Below are 19,538 nucleotides of genomic sequence, written 5' to 3' on the forward strand. Positions count from 1 at the left end.
CTTAAGGCGTCGGCGGCAGTCGCTGCCGCAGGTCCGCCATCCCGGCCCAGGGATCGGCGCTCCCTTGTACATGCGCCGGAGCGGTGCGGACGGTGAAGGCGCAGTGGTCGAGGTCCGGGCCGACCTCCTCCCAGGCGAGCGGCATCGCCACCGGCGCTCCGGCCCGTGAGCGGGTGGAATAAGGAGCCACCGCCGTCGAGGTGGCGTCGTTGCGCAGATAATCGATGAAGATCCGCCCTGCCCGCTCCGCCTTCGAGATGCGGGTGAGGTAGCGGTCGGGCGCGTCCGCCGCCATGGCGTCGGAGAGGTCCTTGGCGAACGCCTTGGCCGCCCGCCAGTCGTAAACCGGCGCCACCGGCAGCACGACGTGGAGCCCCTTGCCCCCGGTCGTTTTGACGAAGCTTTGAAGGCCGAGCGCCGACAGCCGCTCCCGCACCTCGCGCGCGGCCGCGACCACGTCGGCGAAGCCGAGCTCTTCGTCCGGGTCGAGATCGAAGATGATGCGATCGGGCCGGGTGGGCGCGTCGATGGTGACGCCCCAGGGATGCAGCTCCAGCACCCCCATCTGCGCCAACGCCACCAGCCCGGCCACATCCTCGATATAGAGATACGGATTGTCGAAGCCCGGCACCGTCACCTTGCGGAGCTGGCGCGGAACGCCGGACCCGGCATGGCGCTGGTAGAAGCATTTCTTCTGCCGCCCGGTGGGACAGCGCACCATCGTCACCGGCCGCCGGGCGACATGCGGCAACATCCGATCGGCCATAGCGAGGTAATAGTCCGCAAGTTCCCGCTTGGTGATCCCTTGTTCGGGGTAGAGCACCTTCTCGGGATTGGTGAGCCGCACGCCCGCCACCTCGATCTCGCTCATCCCGGCACCTCCAGCCTGGCCGGGGCGATTTCCTGACGCAGCTGGTCCATCCGGCACTGCTCCGGCGCCTTGTCCGGCCGCCAGCGCAGGAACCCTGTGCCGTGGCGGAAACGGTCGCCGGTGACATGGTCGTAGCGGACCTCGGCTACCAGTTCCGGCCGGAGCGGCTGCCAGTCGGCGGAGCGATCGGTGCTCCAGCGGCTCGGGCCGCCGGGCGCGCGGCCGGTGAAACCGGGCGGCTCGACCAAAGCCTTGAGCCGCTTCGTCAGCGCCGCCCGCTCGGCCGCCGCTATGGCCGAGGTGAAGCCGACATGATGAAGGCAGCCATCCTCGCCATAGAGGCCGAGGAGCAGCGATCCGACCTCGCGCCCGGAAGTGGCGTAACGGAAGCCGCCCACCACGCAGTCCGCGGTGCGCAGCCGCTTCACCTTCAGCATCGTCCGCTCCCCCGGCGCGTAAGCGGCGTCCAGCCGCTTGGCGACGACGCCGTCGAGCGCGCCGCCCGCCAGGCCGAGCCATGCGCGCGCGACCTCCGGATCCTCGGTTGCCGGCGAGAGCAGCACGTCCTCTCCGCCGGATCGCGTGTGGAAAGTCTCCAGCGCGGCGCGGCGCTCGGCGAGCGAGCGAGCGACCAACGGCCGCTCGCACTCAAGACAGTCGAACAGCATCAACTGGGCGGGCGTCGCCGCCGCGAGCTTCCGGATTCGGCTCTCGGCCGGGTGGAGCCGCAGCTGGAGCGCTTCGAACGAGAGCGCCCCGTCGACAGGGATGACAAGTTCCCCGTCCAGCACGAAGCGGCGGCTCGGGAGCGACCGCACCGTCTCCACCACCTCGGGGAAATAGCGGCCGAGCGGCTTCAAGCCCTTGGACTGGAGCTCGACCGCGTCACCGTCGCGAAAAACCAGGCAGCGAAAGCCGTCCCACTTGGGCTCATATTGCCAGCCCGCTTCCTCCGGCAGGGCGGCCACCGACCTCGCTTCCATCGGCGCGAGCGGAGGATGAACGGACAGGTTCGCGAAGCCGGCCATGGATCATCAACTCGCCGCCCGGCGGATATGTCCCGGCTACGCAACGAAAGCTGGAGCGGACGCGTTGCCTCGTAAAAGCCGGAGAGAGAGATGCGATTTCTGAACCTATTCCTGCTCGCCTTCGCGCTGCTGTTCACCGCCGCCTGCGGGCAGCAACAGCAGCAGCCCTCGGCCGAGCCGCCGCCGGAGCCGCAGGCGCAGGCGCCGCAGCCCGATCCGCGAATGATGGAGCGGCAGCGCGCCCAGCAGGAAGCCGGCGAGCTGCGCTTCGTGGTCGACAAGAGCGACCGTAAGGTCCGCGTCTATCGCGGCGACGAAGTGATCCGCACCCACGACGTGGCGGTCGGCGACTCCGAGCATGAGACGCCGAGCGGGAGCTGGCAGTTCGACCGGGTGGACATCAATCCCGAATGGATCCCGCCGGACAGCGAATGGGCGGAGGACCGCGAGCGGCGTGGGCCGGGCGACCCGCAAAACCCGATGGGACGTGCCCGTCTCGTCTTCAACATGCCTTACACGATCCACGGCACCGACAATCTCGAAAGCCTGGGCCAGGCCGCGTCGCACGGATCGATCCGCGTCGCCAATTCGATCGTGATCGAGCTGGCGGAGCTGCTGCTGCGCGCCGGCGGCGCCTGGGACGGTCAGGACTGGTTCCGGAACATGCTCGACAGCCGCAACGAGGAGTTCCAGATCCGGCTCGAACGGCCGATCCCGATCGAGGTGGTGGACTGAGCCGCGGCGCTCAGTGCGCCATCAGGATCGGAACGGTGCTGTCGTGGAGCATGTCCCGGGTGACGCCGCCCAGCACCAGCTCCCGCAATCGTGAGCGGCCATAGGCGCCCATGACGACATAATCCGCCTGAAGCTCGGCCGCGGCGGCGGACAGCAACTCGGGGATGCTCCGGTCGCCCCGGGGACGCTCGTGAAGCTCCGACGCCATGCCGTGGCGGGCAAGGTAGCGGCAGGCGGCGGCGGACGGCAGATCGTCGCCGCCTTCCGTCACTTCCACGATGTGGATGGCGGCGGCGCCGCGCAGCATCGGTCGGGCAACGCGCAAGGCATAGGCCGCTTCGGCCGATCCGTTCCACGCGATCATCGCCGTTCCCGCGCAATCGAGCCGCCGCGACGCCTGCGGAATGGCGAGCACCGGCGCGCGCGAATGGATAGCGATGTCGGCCGCGATCGGCAGCGGCTGGCGTTCGCCGCCGTCCCGCCCGGGCTGGCTGACGACGATCACGTCGGCGAGCCGCGCCTGATCGACCAGCATCTGCGACGCGGCGCCGTCGAAATGCAGCCAGTCCCAGCTCACGCCCTCATTGGCGAGATCGGCCTCGATGCGTGAGCGCGCCGCCTCCTGGTCCTCCCGCACCCGACGGATCACCTCCGGAAAGGCGTAGACGCCGCCGAACGGATCGCTGACGATGTAGCTGTCGAACGGCGTCGCCTGCAGGCAGGTCAGGTGGCCGTCGAAGCACCGCACAATGTCCAGCGCCGCCTGCAGCCGCGCCTCCTGGCCCAGATCGTCGTGGATGTGCAGCAATACGGATTTCATGGCGAGGTCCCCTAAACCGGCGGCGATGCCGGGAAGCTAACACCGCCCGCGCCGGGGCATATGAGGAAAGTTCCCTAATGTGCGGCGAAACGCGCCCCCCATGCGGCCAAAGCCCGTTTCGCCGCCGGCCACTTCATTGAGAATAAACCATATCCCCCATATTTTCAGGGTTCATCCGGGGAGGGACATGTGCAGCTTTCACGACGGCAGATCATCGGCGCTGGCGCCGCCAGCGGCATCATCGGCATCGCGGCGGGGTCGCCGCTGCTCGCCGCCGCGCTGCAGCCGACCCCGGCCGGCCCGGATGCGGAGCCCCTGCCCGCGCCGCCCCCGCCCGAACCGGCGCCGGCCCGGCCGCGCGTCGCCGTCGATCCGGTCGTCGACCAACGTCTGCTGGCCCGCGCCCGGGCATCGTTCGACCGCCATCGCAACCGGCTGACCCACACCGATCTCGTCGGCATCGCCGATTTCGGCAAAGCCTCGCGCGAGGCGCGCTTCTACATCCTCGATACGAACAGCGGCCGGGTCAGCCGCCATCTCGTCTCCCACGGCCGCGGCTCCGATCCCGGCCATACCGGCTTTCTCCAGCGCTTCTCCAACGCGCCGGGTTCGAATGCCACGTCGGACGGCGCCTATCTGAGCGGCGTCTATTATCATGGCAAATACGGCCGCTCGATGCGGCTGCACGGGCTCGATCCGTCGAACAGCAACGCCGAGGCGCGAGCGATCGTCGTCCATTCCGCCTGGTATGCGGAGCCGGACGTGGTCGAACAGCACGGCAAGCTCGGCCGCTCCGAAGGCTGCTTCGCTTTCTCATATGCGAGCCTCCAGGAAGTGCTCGAACGGCTGGGCCCCGGCCGCTTCCTCTACGCCGACCGCGTCTGACCCCTTAGACTTGGCGGTTGCGGACGCGGCCGATCGGGAGGAGCATCTGACGGCTTATTGAGGGGACCGTCCGATGATCACCGCTCTCGCTTTGACCGCGCTCACCGCCTTCACCCCGTCCGCCGCCGACGAGGCGACCGCCCGCGCCGCTTATGATGTCGGCCGCTGCGTCGTCTCCGCCGGGCGCGGACATGCGGCGCATCTCCTCTCCACTCTGCCGCTGGGCGGCGGAGAGGTCGGGCGCGAGGGCCAGGCCGCAATCGATCGGGCCGGCTGCGGCGGCCGCAAGCTTCCGGACGATGCCGCCATGCTGCTGCGCGGGGCGATCGCACAGGAGCTCTACGCCATCGATTTCCGCGAGTTCGGCACCGATCCGCGCAACCGCGGCGCCTGGATCGACCTCGCGCTCCCCACCGAGATGGACGACGCGGACGGAGATGCGACGGTTCAGCTCTACCGCTGGGCCGACTGCGTGGTCCGCAACGACACCGAGAATACGGAGCGGCTGCTGCGCATGCCCGTCGGCTCGCGCCGCGAAGCCGCCGTGCTGGCGGCGATGCAGCCCTATATGTCCGCTTGCCTGTCGCCGGACGCACGCCTGACGGTGGCGCCGACGGAACTGCGCAGCATCTTCGCCCAGGCCGCCTATCAGACGCTGCGCCGCTACTGGAGCGGCGAGCTGCGCCAGGCCGGCCTCGACGTCGGCCGCCTCTATGGCGCCGTCACCGGCGACGCCGATCTCCAGACGGTCAGCTGCCGGCGCTTCTCAGTGGCGGGTACGCGGGTGCGGAAGGTGCGCTTCTGCATGACGGAAGCCGAATGGCGAAAAGCCGCCCAGCGCAACCGCGAGTGGCTGCACCAAACCGCCTATACCGGGGTGCAGGGCGGCTGATCAGCTCCGCGCCGCGGTCAGCGCCTTTCGCACCGGCGCGTCGCGGCCGTAGAGATCGCTGTAGGTCACGATCCGGCCGTCTTCCGTGGCGGCGGCGGTGAAATAAGCGATGAAGACGGGCACCGGCGCTGAAAGGTTCGCGCGCACCGTCTTGCCGTCCGCCGCCGCCTTGTCGATCCTCGCCCGGTCCCAGGCGTCGGTCGGCGCCAGCAGCTGCTGCGCGAAGCCGAGCGCGTCCTGGGTGCGGATGCAGCCATGGCTGAAGGCGCGCACCGGCCGGTCGAACAGGGCCTTGGCCGGCGTGTCGTGGAGGTAGATCGCATAGTCGTTCGGCATTTCGACCTTCATCCGGCCGAGCGCGTTGCGCGGCCCCGGCGCCTGGCGCAGGCGGATGCCGTCGGCGCCGCGGGTCACTTCATAGCCGCCATAGCGCCCGTTCATTTCGCGCACGATGCTGGCCGGCACGTTCCACCAGGGGTTGAAGGTCACCGCCACCGCGTCGGCGCGCAGCTGCGGCGTCGGCGTCGAGGTCTTGCCGACGATCGTGCGGTGCCGCGCCGTCACCTGGCCGTTGTCGACGATCGCCGCGGTGAAGGCGGGCACGTTGACGATGATGTGGCGGGCGCCGAGCTCGCGCGGCATCCAGCGCCACCGCTCCATGTTGACCCGGATGAGCTCGCGCCGGGCGCTGTCCTGCGGCGCGGTCGCGGCCAGCGCGCGCTTCAGGAACTGATATTGGGCATGGGTCGGGAGCAGGCTGCTGAGCGCCGGCGCGACCCGCCCCTCGGCGATGGCGCGGGCCATCAGCTGGCGCTGCTGATCGCCGTTCAGTTCAAAGCCCGGCATGTGCCAGCCGACGCGGTCGGAACCCCGCACATAGCCCTGCGACAGATCGGCGCTGAGCCGCAGAAAGATGTCGCTCGCTGCGCCCTGCCACGCCGTTTCGTCGCCCGAGGCCAGCGCCGCGCGGAGCCGATCGCCGTCGTACCAGGCGGGGTCCAGCCCCTCCTCGCCGACCCGGTCCAGGTAGAGGAGCAGGTCCTCGGCCGCCGCGCGGCTCCAGCGCGGCGCGGTCTCGACCGGCGGCGGCGGCACCTGATAGCCGAGCTGCGGCGCCGGCTGGGCCGCGCCGGGCATCTGGTAATCGAGCCGCGGCGCGGCGCCCGACTGGGCGGAGCCCGGCATCGTCGGGGACGCGAGAATCAATGGCAGAATGGCCAGGCGGAGGTAGTTCGGCATGACGGTCCTTCTACGCAACAGAATGTCCCGCAGCTAGACGGGCAGGACAGGCCCGTTTCCATCCGTAGAAATGCGTGGCTTGCCGGCCGAGTTCCTGAACGCGCGGGAGACGTCAGGCGGCGGCGCGGCCGCGATGCACCCAGCCGAAATAGGCGGCGACCAATGCGAGCAGGGCGTGCAGCCAGATGTCGTTGCCGTAGAGCGGCGTCATCCCGAACAGCACGTTCAGCGTCGGGATGAAGCCGAAAATCACCAGTACGCCGTAGGCGATCGCGACGCCGCGGGCATAGGTCACCGCGCCGCCGGCGCTGCGATAGGCGAGGATTCCCCAGACGCCGAACAGCAGGTGGACCAGATTGTGGAGGATGTTGACGGGGAACAGCCCGAGCAGGTGGCCGTAGCCGTCGGTGACCGCCAGGTCGGGATGCGGCTGCGCGTCGTGAAGCAGCCCCGGCACGAAGCCGGCGATGCCGACGAGCAGGAACACGACACCGAAGATAAGCGCGAAAGTCCGGGTGCTCATCGAAACTCTCCCCAAAAATCCGGCCGCAGTAAAGGCCGACGTTTGATCTGAACCCCACCCGGATCGCTTCGTTCCCGTTTCATGGCATCCGTGATAGCGACCGGCGTTCCCCCGGCATGCCTCGCGGCTTGTTCGGCAGCAGGGGCTCAGTCACGCGCAACTCCAGGTGGCTCAGGTCGTATCGGCTCCAGCCAAGGCTGGATCACATTCGCGCCTTCCGCGGAAGCGACGACATGTCTAGCCTCCGGCCATGGCCTTCATGCGCATCGTGCTTGTGAGCGTCCTGGCTGCTGTAGCGGCCTGTGCCGTCGCATCGCTGATCCTCTTCGGAAATATCGAAGGGGCAAGTTTCGCTCCCCTGATGTTCGCTCTGCCGGGTTCGCTTCTGCTCCTTGCGACCGCATACGCAGCGCTGGCCGAACAAGGCCGCCCATTGATCTGGCGCTATGCCGCGCTGATCGCCATCGGCGTGGTCGGTGGCGGTCTGATGCTCGGCTTCATCTCCAGCGGCGACGGGAAAAATACCGCGCTGGGTAGCTTCTACGGTCTGACCACAGCCCTATGCTGGATCGCGCTGCATGCCCTCACCCGCCCGAAGGTGCGTCACCGCTAACAGGTTTGCGACCTAATTCTGGACGAGGCGGAGGAGCGTGCCGTCGAGGTCAACGAAATAGGCGATGGTGATGCCGCTCGGCTCCCGCCGCGGCGGGTGAAGGCGCGGATAGCCCTCCGTCCGCTCGGGGACCCCCGCGGCGCGGACGGCGGCGCAGAAGCCGTCGAGATCGTCGAGGCGCAGACAGCAGCTGAACCAGCTCTCCAGCGGGTCGAGGCCGGGATGCGGGAAGAATTCCAGCATCACAGTCCCGCGCATCAGGATCATCCAGCTCTCGCCGCGCCACTCCGTTTCGAAGCCCAGCCGCGCGTAGAAGGCCGCGGTCGCGTCGAAGTCCCGTGACGGGAGATTGGGCGTCGCATGGTCCGTCATTTGCGGCCGAACAGCTTCTCGATGTCGCCATGGGCGAGTTTCACCCAGGTCGGGCGGCCGTGATTGCACTGGCCGCTGTGCGGCGTCACCTCCATCTCGCGGAGCAGAGCGTTCATCTCGGCGACGGAGAGGATGCGTCCGGCGCGGACCGAGCCGTGACAGGCCATGGTCGCGGCGACATGGTCGAGCTTCTCCTTCAGCGACAGCGCGTCCTCGAAGGCAGCGAACTCGTCGGCGAGATCGGCGACGAGGCCGCGCACGTCGCCGGAGCCCAGGATCGCCGGCGTCGCGCGGACCAGCACCGCGCGCGGCCCGAACCGTTCGATCTCCAGTCCCATGTCCAGCAGCTCGCTTGCCCGCGCCTCGATCCGGTCGCATGCCGGCTCGTCGAGCTCCACCACTTCGGGAAGCAGCAGCGACTGGCGGGCGACGCCGCCATTCGCCATCGCCCGTCGCATCCGCTCCAGCACCAGCCGCTCATGCGCGGCATGCTGGTCGACGAGGACCAGCCCGTCCTCCGCCTCGGCGACGATATAGGTCGCCGCCACCTGCCCGCGCGCCACGCCGAGCGGGAAGGACGCGGCCTGCGGCACCGGCGCGGAGGCGGCCTCGGCTCGGGCGGCGGGTTCGAACGGCGTGCGCTGTTCGCGGAAACCGCCGGTCTCCTCTTCCCAGGGGGAAGAGAGATAGGGTGAGGGGGCTCCGCCGCCGGAAGCATGGCCCTGAGGCGCGAGCCCGTACTGACCAAGCCGAACCCCCTCACCCCAGCCCTCTCCCCCCTGGGGAGAGGGAGTCTGCCACCCCACATTCACCGCCGCGGGCTGCGCGCTGCGGAAGCCGGCCGCGTCGAGCGCATGGCGCAGGCCGCCGATGATCAGGCCGCGCATGCCGCCCGGATCGCGGAAACGGACCTCGGTCTTGGCGGGGTGGACGTTCACGTCCACCTCGTCCGGCGGGACGTCGATGAACAAGGCGACGATCGGATGGCGGTCGCGGGCGAGCAGGTCCTGATAAGCGGCGCGCAGGGCTCCGATCAGCAGCCGGTCCTTCACCGGCCGGCCGTTGACGAACAGATATTGATGGTCGGCGACGCCGCGGTTGAAGGTCGGAAGACCCGCGACCCCGCCCAGCCGCGCCGTGCCCCGGCGATAGTCGATGGCGAGGCCGTTGTCGGCGAGGCCGCGGTCGGTGAGCGCCGCGACCCGGGCCGGGCGGTCTTCGCCCGGCTGGACGGAGATCGCGCGGCGGCCGTCATGTTCGAGCGAGAAGCCGATGTCGGGCCGCGCCATGGCGAGCCGCTTCACCGCATCGAGGCAGGCCGCATATTCGGCCCGTTCGGAGCGGAGGAACTTGCGGCGCGCGGGCACCTTGCCGAACAGGTCCTCCACCACGATGCGGGATCCGGGCGGAAGCGCCGCCGGCCCCTCCCCCGCCAGCCGCCCATTGTCGATCCGGCGCAGCCAGCCGTCGGCGCCCCGCACGCGGCTTTCCAGTGTCAGCCGGGCGACGCTGGCGATCGACGGCAGGGCCTCGCCGCGGAAACCGAGGGTCGCAACCTTGTCGATCGCGTCGTCGGGAAGCTTGGACGTGGCGTGCCGCTCCAGCGCCAGCGCCATCTCGTCGGGCGTCATGCCGCAGCCGTCGTCCGCGACCTCGATCCGGCCGGTGCCGCCCGCGGACAAGGCGATCGCGATCCGGGTGGCGCCGGCGTCGATGGCGTTTTCCACCAATTCCTTCAACGCGCTGGCCGGTCTTTCCACCACTTCACCGGCGGCGATGCGGTTGACCAGATGCTCGGGCAGGCGTCTTATTGACATGATCATCTCTGTAGCCCAACGGGCGCCGGCCCGCGAGGCTTTAACTGTTCGGTGGACGGGGGCCGCGGGGCCACCCTATATAGCGGCTGCGGCGTGCCCCGGCGGATCGGGCGGCGCCTCTTCTGGAAGCGAGACAAGCAATTATGTCCCTGATGCGTTTTCTGAAATTCCCGTCGCACGACATGGCGATCGACCTCGGCACCGCCAACACCGTCGTCTATGTGCGCGGGCGCGGCATCGTCCTCAACGAGCCCTCCGTGGTCGCGATCGAAACCATCAACGGGGTGAAGCGCGTCAAGGCCGTCGGCGACGACGCCAAGCTGATGATGGGCAAGACGCCCGACCAGATCGAGGCGATTCGGCCGCTTCGCGACGGCGTGATCGCCGACATCGACGTCGCCGAGCAGATGATCAAGCACTTCATCGAAAAGGTTCACGGCCGCCGCCGCTTCCCGCGTTGGCCGGAAATCGTGATCTGCGTGCCGTCGGGATCCACGTCGGTCGAGCGGCGCGCCATCCGCGACGCGGCCTCCAACGCCGGCGCCAGCCAGGTCTGGCTGATCGAGGAGCCGATGGCGGCCGCGATCGGCGCCGACATGCCGGTCACCGAACCGATCGGTTCGATGGTCGTCGACATCGGCGGCGGCACGACCGAAGTGGCGGTGCTGTCGCTGCGCGGCCTCGCCTACACCACCTCGGTCCGGGTCGGCGGCGACAAGATGGACGAAGCGATCAGCTCCTATGTCCGCCGCAACCACAACCTGCTGATCGGCGAAGCCACGGCCGAGCGGATCAAGCAGCAGGTCGGCATCGCCAAGCCCCCGCCCGGCGGCGCGGACGGCGAGATCGTCCACATCAAGGGCCGCGATCTTGTGAACGGCGTGCCGAAGGAAATCACCATCAACCAGCGCCAGATCGCGGAAGCTTTGTCGGAACCGGTCGGCACGATCGTCGAAGGCGTGCGCATCGCGCTCGAGAACACCGCGCCGGAGCTTGCCGCCGACATCGTCGATCAGGGCATCGTCCTGACCGGCGGCGGCGCGCTCCTCCAGGGGCTCGACGAAGTGCTGCGCGACGAGACCGGCCTGCCGGTCACCGTCGCCGACGATCCGCTGACCTGCGTCGCGCTCGGCACCGGCCGGGCGCTGGAAGAGGAGATCTTCCGCGGCGTTCTGCAGACGGCCTAAAGGACTTTCGTACGATGGCGCCGCCAGCCAACCGGCGCCCCGGCTTCTCGCGGCGGGCGCAATATGGTTTGTTCCTCGGCTATGTCCTGGCCGTGGCCGGCGTCCTGTTCGCGGTGATGCTGCTGATCGTCGCGATCATCGATCCCCGCGGCTTCGCGGCGCTGAAAGGCGCCTCGCTGGATGCGACCACGCCGGTCACCTCGGCGGGCCGCGGCGTCGTGAACTTCTTCACCGGCATCGGCGGCTCGGTCGGCGACTTCTGGCGGGCGGGCGAGCAGAATGCCGAGCTTCGGCGCGAGCTGGAGGCGGCCCGGGCGCGGCTCACCGAGGCGGAGGCGACCGAATATGAGAATCGCCGCCTGAAGCATCTGCTGGAGATCACCGAGCCCGCCGACGACGTGGTCGCGGTGGCGCGGATCGTCGGATCGACCTTCGACAGCTCGCGGCGCCTCGCCACCCTCGCCGCCGGCGCCTCGGCGGGAATCGAGGAGGGGCAGCCGGTGCGCGGCCCCGAGGGGCTGATCGGCCGGGTGCTCGAGACCGGCCGCTGGGCGAGCCGGGTCCTCCTCGTCACCGACGGGACCAGCAACATCCCCGTCATCCTGCTGCGCGACGGCACGCCGGCGATCGCCACCGGGCGCGGCGATGGCTTCATCGACCTCAAGACGCTGGAGGTCGGCAGCAATCCGTTCCGTCCCGGCGACCTTCTCGCCACCTCCGGCATCGGCGGCATCTTCCCGCCCGGCATCCCGGTCGCCCGCGTCACCGAAGTGCATGGCGACAGCGCCACCGCCCGGCCGCTCGCCGATCCCGGCCGCCTCGATTTCGCGATCGTCCACCGCGCCTATCAGGGCGCCACCAATCTGCCGCTGGACCAGGCGCGGCCGCTCCAGCCTCCGCCGGCTCCCGGCCAGCCCCCGGCCGGCTGGCAGCCGCCCGAGCAGCCCGGCGCGGCGCCTCCGGGCAGCCCGCAATATCAGCCTGGGCTCCAGCGGCCGCAGCCCGGCGTCATCACCCAACCCGCGCCTCCGCCGGCCCAGCCGAACGGCCAGGCGCAGCCGCAGCCTCAGGGCCAAACTCAACCGCAGGGCCAGCCTCGACCGCAGGGCCAGGCGCGATGAGCCGGATCGCGGGTTCGAGCACCGAAGTCGCGATCCGGGATTTCCGCCGCCGCTTCGTCCCCCTGATCGCGACCCTGATCGCGGCGAGCCTCAGCGGCCTGCTGCCGATCGTCGCGACCGTGCCGCTGGTGCCCGACATCGGCTTCATGGTCCTGATCGCCTGGCGGCTGCTCCGGCCGGAATTGTGGTCGGCGCAGGTCGCGCTCGGCCTCGGCCTCCTCAACGATCTCCTGTCCGGCCACCCGCTCGGCCAGTCCATGGCGCTATGGACGCTGACCTTCCTCGCCTTCGAATTCGTCGACGCGCGCATCGGCTTTCGCGATTATTGGCTCGATTGGCTGTTCGCGGCGGCGGCGATCATATTCTATACATTTGGCGGATGGTATGTCGCGCGCCTGATGGGCAGCGCTACACCCTTCACCGTCATGGTCCCGCAGATCCTGCTCTCGATCCTCACCTTCCCGGTGGTGGCGCGGTTGGTGCTCGCGCTCGACAGGTGGCGGCTGGCGCGATGAGGCGACGCGGCGCGCCCCTCATCACGGAGAACAGCCAGGCCTATACCTTCACCCGGCGGGCGCTGGTTCTCGGCGCCGCGCAAGGCGGCATCGCCGCCCTGCTCGCCGCGCGGATGGGCTATATCGCGGTCGCCGAGAACGAACGCTACGCTTTGCTCGCCGAGTCCAATCGGGTGCAGATGCGCCTCATCCCGCCGCGGCGCGGCTGGATCGTCGATCGCTTCGGCCATCCGATGGCGGTCAACCGCTCCGATTTCCGTGTCGATCTCATCCCCGACCGGCTGGAGGAGGAAGAGCGCGTCCTCGCCGAACTGACCGAGATATTGTCGCTGAGCCCGGAGGATCTGGAGCGGATCCGCGAGGGGCTCGCCCAGTCGGCCGGCTACCAGCCGGTGCCGGTCGCCGAAAATCTGCCGTTCGAGAAATATGCCGCGGTGACGGTGCGGCTGCCCGAGCTTCCCGGGGTCGCGCCGCTGCGCGCTTTCTCCCGTTACTATCCGGAAGGCGCCGCTGTCGGGCATCTGCTCGGCTATGTCGGAACGCCCAACCGCGAGGAATATGAAGCCGAGGACAAGAACCGCCTGCTGATCACGCCCGGCTTCAAGATCGGCAAGGAAGGCCTCGAAAAGACGATGGAGCCGCGCCTGCGCGGCCGTCCGGGCGCGGCGCGGGTGGAGGTCACCGCGCGCGGCCGGCTGGTGCGCGAGCTCACCACCTTGTCCGACCAGAGCGGCGCGCCGCTGAAGCTCACCATCGACGCCGGTCTGCAAAGCTATGCCGCCCGCCGGATCGGCGAGGAATCGGGCAGCTGCGTCGTGCTCGATTGCCACACCGGCGACATTCTCGCGCTCGCGTCGATGCCGGCCTACGATCCCAACAGCTTCACCGACGGGATCAGCCATTCCGAATGGACGATGTTCCGCGAGGATGAGCGCAAGCCCCTGCTCAACAAGGCGCTGAACGCCCTTTACCCGCCCGGTTCGACGCTGAAGCCGATGGTGGCGATGGCGCTGCTCGAAGCGGGGGTGAGCCCGCGCGAGACGGTGAACTGCCCCGGCGGCTTCCAGCTCGGCAACCGCTTCTTCCGCTGCCTCGGCCGCCACGGCGCCATGAACATGCACACCGCGATCGCCCGCTCGTGCAACACCTATTTCTACGCGATGGGCCGCCGAATGGGGTTCGACGTCATCTCCGACATGTGCCACCGCCTGGGGCTCGGCGAGAGATTCGATCTCCCGGTCGTCAGCCAGAGTTACGGCACCATGCCCGACAGCGCCTGGAAGAAGCGCCGCTACGACCAGGCCTGGACCCAGTCGGATACGCTCAACGCCTCGATCGGCCAGGGCTATGTGATCCTCAATCCGCTGCAGCTCGCGGTCGCCTCCGCCCGGATCGCGTCGGGCAAGATGGTCCACCCGCGCCTCGTCGCCGACGCCCCGCCGCGCGCCGATTCGACGAACATCGCGCCCGACCATTTCGAGACGATCCGCGCCGCCATGTCCGAAGTGGTGAACGGCCGCGGCACGGCGGGGGCGAGCCGCCTGCCCTTTCCCGACATCCTGATGGGAGGCAAGACCGGCACGGCGCAGGTGCGGCGCATCACCGCCGGTCAGCGCGGCGGCGCCGCCATGGCACGACGGTTTCGCGACCACGGCCTGTTCGTCTTCTTCGCGCCGGTGGACGAGCCGCGCTACGCGGGCGCGGTGGTGATCGAACATGGCATGGGCGGCAGCCGCGCCGCCGCGCCGGTCGCCCGCGACGTGCTCACCTATCTGTTCGACAAGGACAAGGCGATGCAGGCGCTGATCCCGCTCGAACAGCAATGGGGCGGCAACATCGCCGAACGCATGGACCGCCAGACGCGGCAATGGGCCGATGTCTGGGAAGCGCGGCGCCGCGCGCGCGAGGCGGGCGAGACGCTCGCCGCCGCCGGCGGGGAGCAGGGCTGATGGCGCTCGCCTTCGTTCCGCAGCCGATCGCCGACCTTCCCTGGAAGATGCTGGTGATCGTGCTGTCGATCACCGGCTTCGGCCTCCTCATCCTCTATTCGGCCGCCGGTGGATCGCTGATGCCCTGGGCGCTGCCGCAGGGCATCCGCTTCGCCGTCTTCCTGGCGATGGCGATCGTCATGTCCTACCTGACGCCGGAACGGTTCAAGCAGGGGGCGCTGCCCGCTTATGCGGTCGTCATCCTGATGCTGATCCTGGTCGAGGCGATCGGCGCGCTGGGCGGCGGCGCCCAGCGCTGGCTCAACCTCGGCGTCATCCGCATCCAGCCCTCCGAGTTGATGAAGCCGGTGATCGTGCTGGTCGTCGCCGCCTTCTACGACCGGCTGCCGGTGAGCGAGATCCGCAAGTGGAACGCGATCTGGCCGCCTTTGCTGCTGACCGGCTTCCCCGCCGCGCTGATCCTCGTCCAGCCCGATCTCGGCACCGCGCTCACGATGGTGGGCGGCGCCGTGACCGTGATGTTCCTCGCCGGCCTTCCGCTGCGCCTGTTCCTCGGCGCCGCGGCGGCGGCGGCGGCGGTGATTCCTTTCGTCTACACGGTTCTGCTCGAGGAATATCAGCAGCGCCGCGTCACCATCTTCCTGACGCCGGAGGCCGATCCGCTGGGCGCTGGCTACCACATCACCCAGTCGAAGATCGCGATCGGATCGGGCGGGCTGTTCGGCAAGGGCTTTCTCAAGGGCACCCAGAGCCATCTCGACTATCTGCCCGAAGGCCATACCGATTTCATCTTCGCGACCATGGCGGAGGAATGGGGGCTGATCGGCGGCATCTTCCTGATCGGCGCTTTCGCGCTGCTGCTCAAATGGGGGATCGGCGTGGCGCTGGAAGCCAAGGGCCGGTTCGAGCGGCTGGCGGCGGCGGGTCTGACGACGACGATCTTCTTCTACATCGCGATCAACCTGATGATGGTGATGGGCTTGGCGCCGGTGGTCGGCATCCCGCTGCCGCTCGTCTCCTGGGGCGGATCGGCGATGCTCACGGTCATGATCTGCCTCGGCATCCTGATGTCGATCGACCGGGTGAACCGCAAGGAGCGCCGCCCGCGCTGACAGGCATTGCAATCCCGGCGCAAGGCCACTAGATGGCGTGCTCCGGAGGCGGCCCCGCCCCTCCCCCTCGCTTCCACCGAGGCATGGACGCATAGCTCAGTTGGTAGAGCAGCTGACTCTTAATCAGCGGGTCCTAGGTTCGAGCCCTAGTGCGTCCACCACCTTTTCAAGCACTTAGCAGCCTTACAAAGACTCATTCCGACAAATTTCAGATTCTCATTCCGACAAAACCTCGTCTGACCCGGTGATCTGAGCGATGTGCGCGCGCCGCAAATGACCCACCCGGCGAGCCTTGTCCTGGCTCGCCTTGTTGTAGATCGCGGCCGTGTTCAGCTGGGAATGTCCGGATATCGAGCGGATGTCAGCCTCGCCAGCATCCCCGATTTCCGTCGCGCCGCCATGTCGAAAACCGGTGAACTTCATGTCCTTGGGAAGCCCGGCGGCATCACATATCCGCCGATGCACCGTGGTCATGCGACGGTGCTTATAGCCCCTGCCGGTCCGTTCCTCGACAACGATCAGCCCGCAGGCCGCCGGCGGGCGTACCCGAGCAAGCTGCGCCTCAAGCTCCGGATACAAAAAGATCCGCTGGCCATCCTCGCCCCAATCCACGAGCGGAATGATAATGGGTTTGCCGGTTTTTGATTGCGTCACCCTGATCGACACACCCGGGCGATAATCCTCCCACTTGATGCCGCGGTTCATGTTCAAGCGAGCACGGGCCCCCTCGGCCAGAACAGGATCGGGAATACCGAACACGTCCCACACCCGCTGAACGAGCTCGAACGCAAGCGCCGCCGCAGCTGCCATGGACTCGTAGCCAAGTTCCCGAGCCTTCTTGCAATAAAGGCTGTATTCGGCCCGGCTGGTTGGGCGATTTCCCTCTTCAGGGCGGTAGGAAATAGCCATCCCTGCAAAAGGGGTTATGCCCTTCAGGCACTCCGGTCACCTTGCTGTACCGGCCGGCCCAGTTCCAGACAGCACGGCATACCTGGACCATGTAGAGAGCCTGCCTCTCGCCGCGGCTCAGGAAGATTTCGTGGAGCTTGTCAGCAACTTCCGGACCGACCGCTCCAGCATTCCTCTGACCAAAGACCCCCCTCCTCATCTCGACCGCGGCCACGGCATCCATGATTTTGCGGTAATCGCCTTGCGTCTTGGGCGAGTTCTTCGTGAATTTGCGCTGCTCCCGATACCACCGGAACAGCCACGCCACCGTACCCGTGGCGGGGTCACTAGAAGGTCGGGACGTCCGCCACCCATCAAGCGCCTCATTGAGTTGTTCGGCCGTTTCGATTGCCTTCAGGAGGTCAGAGCCAAGCGCCGTGGCTGTGACTGGGCAGACTTTTCCGTTGCGCACTGCCGGGGGACGGGCCCAGTGGGGCGGCTCCCAAAAATAGGCAACTTTCCCGCCTTTAAGCTTCTTCCCGCGCATGTACCGGGGCACCTCGATCTTAGCCAAAGTCAAAATCCTCCTCGATCGTGGCGCATTTCATCTCAGCACCCAGAATCTCCCCGAGAATTCGGTCCAGCTCGCTGCGAAGCATGACCTTGCTGCCGTTGGGCCCGAAGGGGCGGCAAACCAACCTTCTCTCCTTGATCAATCTGCGGAGGTAAGCGGGGGCGAGGCCGGAATAAGCGAGCCCCTGCTTCCAGTTTAGCGCGGCGGGAAAGCCCGCCGCGTGGACGCTCGAACGCTGCTGCAGACCCGCCTCGCCCTCTGGACAGGGCAACCGCCCCGCAGGGACAACGCCACGCGCCGTAGACCGGCGACGGTCGCGTGAAACGCTCGGGACTGGCCTGAAGATCGACATGGTAGCAGTATGCCTGCCAAGCGGGTCGCAAATTGTCGGGTTCGCCTGTGGCCGGACGAGCCGAGCGATCGAAAGAGGCGCCGCCCGGCCACCCGGGCGGCGCATTGTCAGCGCTGCCTAGAGGCGGCGACCATTACGAGTTCACCTACGAAATCCAGGATGTGATCGTGCCGTGGGCGCGCGAAACCGGCACGCCGCTCTGCCCGTTCGACTGGCTTCCCTCGCCCGAGGACAGCGCACTTGCCTTCGGCGTCGACGATCTCGAGCGGCCGCCTTTTCTTCGGCGCCCCTCCGGGTTCCAGGGCTTCGTGTCGTTTCCCGAGCCGCGCTCTCTCACCGATGGGCTCTTTTTCGCCGACGCGGAAGAAGAACGGGCACGACACCGCTCGTTCTACGGAGCCTATCCGGAGCAGCCGCGCGGCGACTTCGCGCGCCGCCTGTTCCTTTACCGCACCTTCCTTCAGGCGCGGCGCATCGCCGCCGCGGCGCGCGCGTACCCCGGCGGCCGAGTGCTGGTCGTGGTCGGCGTGATGCACAAGGACGACATCGAGCGGATTCTGGCCGGCGACCCCCGGATCAGGATCGTGCAACCCTCTGCGATCGCTCGAGAGCCGGACGCGGTCGCGGTCGCACGGGAAACCCGCGCCGAGCATCTGTTCGCGATCGCCCATTTCAACCTGCTGGGCGCCCAATCGCGGACCGGCAATGTGGACCGGAGTTGGATGGAAGTGGTGGTGCGGCAGCTCGAACGTGAGCGGCCGGGGCCAGAGAGCCGGCTGCTGCGCCTGCGGCTCGACGAGGCGCAAGGACGTCTCGACTACGACAACGCCATCCCAGCCTATCTCGGCATCGCCGCGGAGGCAGGCGACCTTCGCTTCACATGGGACGGGGTCAAGGACCGCTCCCGCATCGATTCCATTTACGATCCGTTCGCCAACCTCACCATCGCTCAGAGAGCCCAGCTCGAAGCGGCCCGTGTCCATCAAGCTGCCGGGCGTGATGCCGATGCGGAGCACCTTAGAGCCGCCTTGCGCGAAACTCTCGCCGGAGACGATCAGCGCTACCAGCTGGACGCCTACTGGCGACGGGAGATTGCCGCTCTCACTCCTTGATTGTCTCGGCTCCAGCCCTGTGGCTAGCCACTTTGTTTTCTTCATCGCCCGCCTGGCGGGAGATATGTAGGCGACCAAAGCCGCACGGCCCCATTTTGGATCGCGGGAGCGGAAGCCTCGCTCTCCAATCAGGCTCAGAACTGGAGAACACGGACTTGGGGTGATCACACCCTGCGTCGATCATGTTTCTGCAGGGAACCAGCCATTTCTCAACTGCTGGCCTTGCCGGCCTCGGCCGGTCGCTTCATACGGAGCAACGGGATTGGCCTCCCTTCATCATCCAGCTCCTTGCGGCCGATCTGCTCGAACCCGCAGGAGCGGTAAAAGGAGCAAGCCGATCCGTTCTGCTCATAGACCTCTACCGTCAGCTCGCCGAGCCGGTTCGCGGCATGGTGCAGGAGCAGGCGCCCAACGCCTCCGCGATGCGCCTCCGGCGCGACAAAGAGGCCACCGATATGATTTTCGACCATTCCGATGAAACCCAGAATGCTCTCACCCTCGGTCGCGACCCAATTGTCGGCATGTGGGATGTAGACGTCTCTTAGCTTGGGAAGCTGCTCCTGGAGCACAGCCTCGCCAAGAAACGGATGTCCGACGCGTGAAGCCTCGAGCCAGATTTGGAGCAGCTTCGGGGCATCGTCCGGTCTGGCCTGCCGCACATGCATTCGTTCTTCGCTCCCGTTGAAGGGCGGCGCATGCCCGCCGCGTTGCGTTGCGTTATAAGTCGTGGAAGCCGAGGCCAAGCATTAGCGCCTACATCATGCCAATGCCAGATCGACACGGCTGGCGAGCGTGCAAGTCTGCTTTTGAGAAGGCAGGCGACCTTCGCTTCACATGGGACGGGGTCAAGGACCGCTCCCGCATCGATTCCATTTACGATCCGTTCGCCAACTTGACCATCGCCCAGAGGGCCCAGCTCGAAGCGGCCCGTGT

At 67.9% G+C, this 19,538-nt stretch carries 20 protein-coding genes and 1 tRNA gene; 11 read left to right on the forward strand and 10 right to left on the reverse strand.

Annotation, left to right across the window (positions count from 1 at the left end; genetic code table 11):
- Position 1 precedes the first annotated feature (1 nt).
- Positions 2-871, reverse strand: a complete 870-nt coding sequence (ligD, locus tag ACK4K7_RS08555) for a non-homologous end-joining DNA ligase (protein ID WP_431865180.1) — start codon at positions 869-871, stop codon at positions 2-4.
- Positions 868-1,899 carry an ATP-dependent DNA ligase gene (locus tag ACK4K7_RS08560; RefSeq protein WP_431865181.1) on the reverse strand — a complete coding sequence of 344 codons (1,032 nt, stop codon included), beginning with the start codon at positions 1,897-1,899 and terminating at the stop codon, positions 868-870. The genes ligD and ACK4K7_RS08560 overlap by 4 nt, the downstream gene beginning before the upstream one ends.
- Before the next feature lie 90 nt (positions 1,900-1,989).
- Here ACK4K7_RS08560 and ACK4K7_RS08565 point away from each other — a divergent pair, with 90 nt between their 5' ends.
- The gene (locus tag ACK4K7_RS08565; RefSeq protein ID WP_431865183.1) at positions 1,990-2,634 is read left to right on the forward strand and encodes a L,D-transpeptidase; all 645 of its coding nucleotides are present in this window, start codon (positions 1,990-1,992) and stop codon (positions 2,632-2,634) included.
- A 10-nt stretch (positions 2,635-2,644) separates the two neighbouring features.
- Here ACK4K7_RS08565 and ACK4K7_RS08570 read toward each other — a convergent pair whose 3' ends face one another.
- On the reverse strand, positions 2,645-3,454 hold the full coding sequence (locus tag ACK4K7_RS08570) for a universal stress protein (RefSeq protein WP_431865185.1): 810 nt from the start codon (positions 3,452-3,454) through the stop codon (positions 2,645-2,647).
- 189 nt (positions 3,455-3,643) lie between these two features.
- On the opposite strand from ACK4K7_RS08570, the gene ACK4K7_RS08575 reads away from it, so the two are divergent.
- Both ACK4K7_RS08575 and ACK4K7_RS08580 read left to right on the forward strand, forming a co-directional pair.
- On the forward strand, positions 3,644-4,339 hold the full coding sequence (locus ACK4K7_RS08575; RefSeq protein WP_431865187.1) for a murein L,D-transpeptidase catalytic domain family protein: 696 nt from the start codon (positions 3,644-3,646) through the stop codon (positions 4,337-4,339).
- Positions 4,340-4,412: 73 nt separating this feature from the next.
- Complete coding sequence (locus tag ACK4K7_RS08580) at positions 4,413-5,231, forward strand: hypothetical protein (protein ID WP_431865189.1); 819 nt, start codon at positions 4,413-4,415, stop codon at positions 5,229-5,231.
- Here the strand turns inward: ACK4K7_RS08580 and ACK4K7_RS08585 are convergent, their stop codons facing one another.
- Positions 5,232-6,470, reverse strand: coding sequence for a L,D-transpeptidase family protein (locus tag ACK4K7_RS08585; RefSeq protein ID WP_431865190.1), 1,239 nt, complete (start codon positions 6,468-6,470; stop codon positions 5,232-5,234).
- A gap of 112 nt (positions 6,471-6,582) precedes the next feature.
- Positions 6,583-6,993, reverse strand: a complete 411-nt coding sequence (locus tag ACK4K7_RS08590; RefSeq protein WP_431865192.1) for a DUF4383 domain-containing protein — start codon at positions 6,991-6,993, stop codon at positions 6,583-6,585.
- Positions 6,994-7,243: 250 nt separating this feature from the next.
- Between ACK4K7_RS08590 and ACK4K7_RS08595 the strand changes: the two genes are divergently transcribed.
- Positions 7,244-7,606 carry a hypothetical protein gene (locus ACK4K7_RS08595; RefSeq protein WP_431865194.1) on the forward strand — a complete coding sequence of 121 codons (363 nt, stop codon included), beginning with the start codon at positions 7,244-7,246 and terminating at the stop codon, positions 7,604-7,606.
- Between the two features lie 12 nt (positions 7,607-7,618).
- Here ACK4K7_RS08595 and ACK4K7_RS08600 read toward each other — a convergent pair whose 3' ends face one another.
- Positions 7,619-7,978 (reverse strand): bleomycin resistance protein, encoded by a 360-nt coding sequence (locus ACK4K7_RS08600; RefSeq protein WP_431865196.1) that lies wholly within the window; start codon positions 7,976-7,978, stop codon positions 7,619-7,621.
- Positions 7,975-9,795, reverse strand: a complete 1,821-nt coding sequence (gene mutL / locus ACK4K7_RS08605) for a DNA mismatch repair endonuclease MutL (protein WP_431865197.1) — start codon at positions 9,793-9,795, stop codon at positions 7,975-7,977. The genes ACK4K7_RS08600 and mutL overlap by 4 nt, the downstream gene beginning before the upstream one ends.
- Before the next feature lie 143 nt (positions 9,796-9,938).
- Here mutL and ACK4K7_RS08610 point away from each other — a divergent pair, with 143 nt between their 5' ends.
- The 6 genes from ACK4K7_RS08610 to ACK4K7_RS08635 all read left to right on the forward strand — a co-directional run bounded on the left by ACK4K7_RS08610 (position 9,939) and on the right by ACK4K7_RS08635 (position 15,840).
- Positions 9,939-10,982: a rod shape-determining protein gene (locus tag ACK4K7_RS08610; protein WP_431865199.1), complete on the forward strand. Its 1,044-nt coding sequence runs from the start codon at positions 9,939-9,941 to the stop codon at positions 10,980-10,982.
- A gap of 14 nt (positions 10,983-10,996) precedes the next feature.
- Positions 10,997-12,103: a rod shape-determining protein MreC gene (gene mreC / locus ACK4K7_RS08615; protein ID WP_431865201.1), complete on the forward strand. Its 1,107-nt coding sequence runs from the start codon at positions 10,997-10,999 to the stop codon at positions 12,101-12,103.
- On the forward strand, positions 12,100-12,618 hold the full coding sequence (gene mreD / locus ACK4K7_RS08620) for a rod shape-determining protein MreD (RefSeq protein ID WP_431865203.1): 519 nt from the start codon (positions 12,100-12,102) through the stop codon (positions 12,616-12,618). Before mreC ends, mreD begins: the two co-directional genes overlap by 4 nt.
- On the forward strand, positions 12,615-14,567 hold the full coding sequence (gene mrdA / locus ACK4K7_RS08625; protein ID WP_431865204.1) for a penicillin-binding protein 2: 1,953 nt from the start codon (positions 12,615-12,617) through the stop codon (positions 14,565-14,567). Before mreD ends, mrdA begins: the two co-directional genes overlap by 4 nt.
- Positions 14,567-15,679, forward strand: a complete 1,113-nt coding sequence (gene rodA / locus ACK4K7_RS08630; RefSeq protein WP_431865206.1) for a rod shape-determining protein RodA — start codon at positions 14,567-14,569, stop codon at positions 15,677-15,679. Before mrdA ends, rodA begins: the two co-directional genes overlap by 1 nt.
- Positions 15,680-15,764: 85 nt before the next feature.
- Positions 15,765-15,840: transfer RNA gene (locus ACK4K7_RS08635), tRNA-Lys, on the forward strand.
- 55 nt (positions 15,841-15,895) lie between these two features.
- Here ACK4K7_RS08635 and ACK4K7_RS08640 read toward each other — a convergent pair.
- A complete protein-coding gene (locus ACK4K7_RS08640; protein WP_431865207.1) occupies positions 15,896-16,588 on the reverse strand; it encodes a hypothetical protein in 693 nt (230 codons plus the stop codon).
- Positions 16,566-17,141: a hypothetical protein gene (locus tag ACK4K7_RS08645; RefSeq protein WP_431865209.1), complete on the reverse strand. Its 576-nt coding sequence runs from the start codon at positions 17,139-17,141 to the stop codon at positions 16,566-16,568. Before ACK4K7_RS08645 ends, ACK4K7_RS08640 begins: the two co-directional genes overlap by 23 nt.
- 456 nt (positions 17,142-17,597) lie before the next feature.
- Here ACK4K7_RS08645 and ACK4K7_RS08650 point away from each other — a divergent pair, with 456 nt between their 5' ends.
- The gene (locus ACK4K7_RS08650; RefSeq protein ID WP_431865211.1) at positions 17,598-18,605 is read left to right on the forward strand and encodes a hypothetical protein; all 1,008 of its coding nucleotides are present in this window, start codon (positions 17,598-17,600) and stop codon (positions 18,603-18,605) included.
- Between the two features lie 209 nt (positions 18,606-18,814).
- Here ACK4K7_RS08650 and ACK4K7_RS08655 read toward each other — a convergent pair whose 3' ends face one another.
- A complete protein-coding gene (locus ACK4K7_RS08655) occupies positions 18,815-19,348 on the reverse strand; it encodes a GNAT family N-acetyltransferase (protein WP_431865213.1) in 534 nt (177 codons plus the stop codon).
- Positions 19,349-19,538 lie beyond the last annotated feature (190 nt).

It is taken from the genome of Allosphingosinicella sp., from assembly GCF_046295735.1.
In the GTDB taxonomy this organism is placed as follows: domain Bacteria; phylum Pseudomonadota; class Alphaproteobacteria; order Sphingomonadales; family Sphingomonadaceae; genus Allosphingosinicella.

What these genes read in the sequence shown, in the direction of transcription:
- ligD (WP_431865180.1), bottom strand. Translation starts at nt 871, where the DNA reads ATGAGCGAGATCGAGGTGGCGGGCGTGCGGCTCACCAATCCCGAGAAG.
- ACK4K7_RS08560 (WP_431865181.1), bottom strand. Translation starts at nt 1,899, where the DNA reads ATGGCCGGCTTCGCGAACCTGTCCGTTCATCCTCCGCTCGCGCCGATG.
- ACK4K7_RS08565 (WP_431865183.1), top strand. Translation starts at nt 1,990, where the DNA reads ATGCGATTTCTGAACCTATTCCTGCTCGCCTTCGCGCTGCTGTTCACC.
- ACK4K7_RS08570 (WP_431865185.1), bottom strand. Translation starts at nt 3,454, where the DNA reads ATGAAATCCGTATTGCTGCACATCCACGACGATCTGGGCCAGGAGGCG.
- ACK4K7_RS08580 (WP_431865189.1), top strand. Translation starts at nt 4,413, where the DNA reads ATGATCACCGCTCTCGCTTTGACCGCGCTCACCGCCTTCACCCCGTCC.
- ACK4K7_RS08585 (WP_431865190.1), bottom strand. Translation starts at nt 6,470, where the DNA reads ATGCCGAACTACCTCCGCCTGGCCATTCTGCCATTGATTCTCGCGTCC.
- ACK4K7_RS08590 (WP_431865192.1), bottom strand. Translation starts at nt 6,993, where the DNA reads ATGAGCACCCGGACTTTCGCGCTTATCTTCGGTGTCGTGTTCCTGCTC.
- ACK4K7_RS08595 (WP_431865194.1), top strand. Translation starts at nt 7,244, where the DNA reads ATGGCCTTCATGCGCATCGTGCTTGTGAGCGTCCTGGCTGCTGTAGCG.
- ACK4K7_RS08600 (WP_431865196.1), bottom strand. Translation starts at nt 7,978, where the DNA reads ATGACGGACCATGCGACGCCCAATCTCCCGTCACGGGACTTCGACGCG.
- mutL (WP_431865197.1), bottom strand. Translation starts at nt 9,795, where the DNA reads ATGTCAATAAGACGCCTGCCCGAGCATCTGGTCAACCGCATCGCCGCC.
- ACK4K7_RS08610 (WP_431865199.1), top strand. Translation starts at nt 9,939, where the DNA reads ATGTCCCTGATGCGTTTTCTGAAATTCCCGTCGCACGACATGGCGATC.
- mreC (WP_431865201.1), top strand. Translation starts at nt 10,997, where the DNA reads ATGGCGCCGCCAGCCAACCGGCGCCCCGGCTTCTCGCGGCGGGCGCAA.
- mreD (WP_431865203.1), top strand. Translation starts at nt 12,100, where the DNA reads ATGAGCCGGATCGCGGGTTCGAGCACCGAAGTCGCGATCCGGGATTTC.
- mrdA (WP_431865204.1), top strand. Translation starts at nt 12,615, where the DNA reads ATGAGGCGACGCGGCGCGCCCCTCATCACGGAGAACAGCCAGGCCTAT.
- rodA (WP_431865206.1), top strand. Translation starts at nt 14,567, where the DNA reads ATGGCGCTCGCCTTCGTTCCGCAGCCGATCGCCGACCTTCCCTGGAAG.
- ACK4K7_RS08640 (WP_431865207.1), bottom strand. Translation starts at nt 16,588, where the DNA reads ATGGCTATTTCCTACCGCCCTGAAGAGGGAAATCGCCCAACCAGCCGG.